This is a genomic window from Candidatus Desulfofervidus auxilii (genome assembly GCA_030262725.1).
GTDB lineage: Bacteria > Desulfobacterota > Desulfofervidia > Desulfofervidales > Desulfofervidaceae > JAJSZS01.
On the sequence record JAJSZS010000068.1, the window covers coordinates 1 to 3,300 of the forward strand.

General features: G+C 31.7%; 4 protein-coding genes. All 4 read left to right on the plus strand.

Translation table 11 applies throughout. The features are described 5' to 3' along the window. Window positions 1–209: 209 nt before the first annotated feature. Window positions 210–668 carry a hypothetical protein gene (locus tag LWW95_11980; protein MDL1957746.1) on the plus strand — a complete coding sequence of 153 codons (459 nt, stop codon included), beginning with the start codon at window positions 210–212 and terminating at the stop codon, window positions 666–668. A gap of 9 nt (window positions 669–677) precedes the next feature. Next, entirely contained in the window at window positions 678–1,202 is a 525-nt protein-coding gene (locus LWW95_11985; GenBank protein MDL1957747.1) for a hypothetical protein, read from the plus strand. A 41-nt stretch (window positions 1,203–1,243) separates the two neighbouring features. Further along, on the plus strand, window positions 1,244–2,809 hold the full coding sequence (locus tag LWW95_11990; GenBank protein ID MDL1957748.1) for an Ig-like domain repeat protein: 1,566 nt from the start codon (window positions 1,244–1,246) through the stop codon (window positions 2,807–2,809). A 121-nt stretch (window positions 2,810–2,930) separates the two neighbouring features. After that, window positions 2,931–3,300: hypothetical protein (locus tag LWW95_11995; GenBank protein ID MDL1957749.1), on the plus strand; the 370-nt coding region annotated here is incomplete at its 3' end.

Sequence of the window (3,300 nt, forward strand, 5' to 3'; positions counted from 1 at the left end):
GAAAGACATATTTATTCTAACTATATATATTTTACTAATTTGATATTTCTCTTATATAGATATAAAAATATTATAATATGTAGAAATATTTTGAAGGGTTTCTTCAGATATAGTTATTATCTCTATGAATAAATTACATTAGATTAATTGTAGTAATATTTATATATTTAAGAGAACGATAATTATTTGAATTTATTTTGGTGAATTATATGAAGATATTTGAGAAATGGAAATATCTAGTATTTACACTATTTCTAGCATTTATATTAATTTCACTAAGTATTTTAGCAAATACATATACTATTCAAATAGTTAGTGTTGAGACTACTGATATGGAGGGGAATCCTAAGACTACATTTAAGTGTGGAGAATTCGTCGTTGTAAAGGTTACAATAAAATCACTACTCACATATGAAGCTCAAGACTATTTACTTATAGTTGAAGTATTTAACCCTCGTGACGTAGTTATTGCACTAGGATTTACAAGTGGAAGCCTTGCTCCCGGAGAACAGGTCAGTACTGGATACGGTTTTAAGATACCGGAATGCTGTACCCCCGGAACCTTTAAAATAAAGGTATTTGTATGGAATGGATGGCCAGCTGCGCTTGGAGAAAATTGGAAAGCCTTAAGCGCACCTGATACAACTACAATAACTGTCAAAGCTTAGGGGAGAAAAATGAAAGAAAAAATAATTTCATTAATATTACCATTAATATTACTAACAATTGTTACAGTACAGACTATATCCGTTTCTTATGTCGTAACTGTTGAAACAGATAAGATAAAATATCATCGCTACGAAGTAGTATATATTACAGTGACGATAACGGAGAACGGTAATCCAGTAAAGGGTGTCGTTGTCGGTATACAGGTGGATGATCCTGATGGCAACCCAATTTATGTCGAGCAAGGTACAACTGATGATAATGGGAAAGTGTCATTTCATTTTACGGTTGGAGATCCATGTTGTCCAGCTAAATATGGATGGTATAATGTCACTGCATCAACTCCTGGAGGAAAAGCCACAACCAAATTTCAAGTCGTACCTAGACCACCAGTTGGAGGTAAGATAGAGAAGATAGATAAAATAGAGTTACTATCATTATTGATAATGGATAATTTAGGCCCAATAATACTGACAGCAGCTATCATATTTATTATATGCTGTACCATTAAAATGTTTTCACATAAAGAAAAATAAATATATATTTTAGTTAAATCATTTTAATTTTTGGTGGAAAATTGAATAAATCAATTTTAATTATCATAATGCTTTTAATTCCCTATATTTCAACTACTTCTTCACCTCTATCCGTTACTACAAATAAGAGTGAATATGCACCTGGTGAAAAAGTTACCATTACTGTCTCAGGTTCTCCTGGAACAGTTGTAGGCATTCAGGTTTTAAAACCCAATGGTGTAACAAATTCTGTGGATCAAGTTACTATTGGAAGTAATGGTAAAGCATCCACTTCTTTTAGACTTCCAGATGATAATCTAGGTGTATGGAAGGTTGTAGCTACTGGTGGAGGAGAGAAGGCAGAAACTACTTTTAAGGTTAAAGGTACTAGTAGTATTACTATTAGCGTTGATAAGAAGTTTATTGTTTTAGGCGAATCTGTAACCATTAGTGGTTCGATTAAACCAGCTGTTTCTACCACAGTTAAAATTGAATATAGTAAGGGTGGTGGATGGAGTACTCTAAGAACTGTACAGGCATCTAAGGGTAAATATTCGCTTACATGGACTCCTGAAAGCGAGGGAAGCTATAGACTAAGAGCTTCATGGAGTGGAAATGATAAATATTTTGGTGCTACAAGTTCGGTAGTCTCATTTACAGTTTCCAGTAAACAGAGATCAACGATTACGCTTGAGGTAAGTCCTAGTGAGGTAAATGTGGGTGAAAAATTAACTGTATCTGGATGTCTATCTCCCTCTATAGCATCAACCGATATTTTATTAATTTATACGGGTCCTGGTGAAAGAAAGATTAGGAAGACTGTTAAAACCGATTCTAATGGATGTTTTAATGATATATTTACGCCGAATGCTTCGGGATCGTGGAGTGTGAAGGCTGTTTGGAGTGGAAATGAAGACTATTTGGGTTCAAGTAAATCGGTTGGATTTAAGGTAAGAAATGTATTGTCTTTATCACTATATCTTAAGGCAAATATTGTTCAGATTGGAGACCATGTAATTTTATATGCAAATATTTCACCTCAAATAGATGGTTTAAAAATATTTTTTGAATATAGTAGTGATAGGGTTAATTGGACGCTTCTTGGAAGCACATATACTAATAAGGAGGGAGTTGCAGCACTCCTAGTAAGTTTAGATAAAGTTGGAAAATATTTTATTAGAGCCAAGACTCTGGCTACAGAAGAATATTCTGAGTCAATCTCAAATATAGTTGATTTAGCGGTGAAAACTGAGTTAAAGGATATCGAAACCATTGAAAAGACTTTAAATGAAACTAAGTCTTTGTTAAATAAATGCCAGGAAACTGTTGAAAAATATGAGAAAATTCTGTCTAGTCTAAGCATGAATGCCACAGAACTTTTAGAAGAACTAGTTAGACTAAAGAGTAATTTAAATAAAACTATGGAAGAACTAAATAGTACTAAGAAAGAGTTAATTAATTTAAAGTCCAAACTGGAGGAGTCTCAGAAAATTATTAATTCAATGACATTTATGCAATACATATATGCTGGACTGGGATTTATATCTGGAGCCATAGTTGGAGCTCTACTAATCTATACGAGAAAAAGAAAGAAAAATCGAAAAGTTAAAGCTAACCAAAACTCCTAATATTATACATAGATAATTTAATCAATATATCAATTACTTCCTATTCCACTATATCTTTAATAAAGTATATATATTTGTATATGTAAATAATTTATTCAAAATAAGGTTAAGATGATATTCAGTGAGATTTGAGAAACTTGTATTTACAAAGAGATATATAAAACGTTTAAAAATCATGGCTTTAAGGAGAGGTGTATGGTTTAGACTTCACAGGAGTGAACGTGTATTGATAAATCTAATTATAATGTCCCTAAAATATGTTAGAAGCCGAGTTCTAATAAATATATTAGTTAGAATAGTTGATAAAATATCTCCAACGGCAGCCTATATGTATAAAGCATATCAAATAGGAATAAAAATGGTGAAGCTGAGAGTAAAACATGCAAAACAGATAGGATATAAATATAGAATAAAATTATTAAATGATATAAACTATATAATATATCTAGGAATATGGTATCTAAATACATCACCAATATATAGACCAAATA

Bases quoted from the DNA above. Each gene is read 5' to 3' on its own strand.
- LWW95_11980 (MDL1957746.1), top strand. From the start codon at position 210: ATGAAGATATTTGAGAAATGGAAATATCTAGTATTTACACTATTTCTA.
- LWW95_11985 (MDL1957747.1), top strand. From the start codon at position 678: ATGAAAGAAAAAATAATTTCATTAATATTACCATTAATATTACTAACA.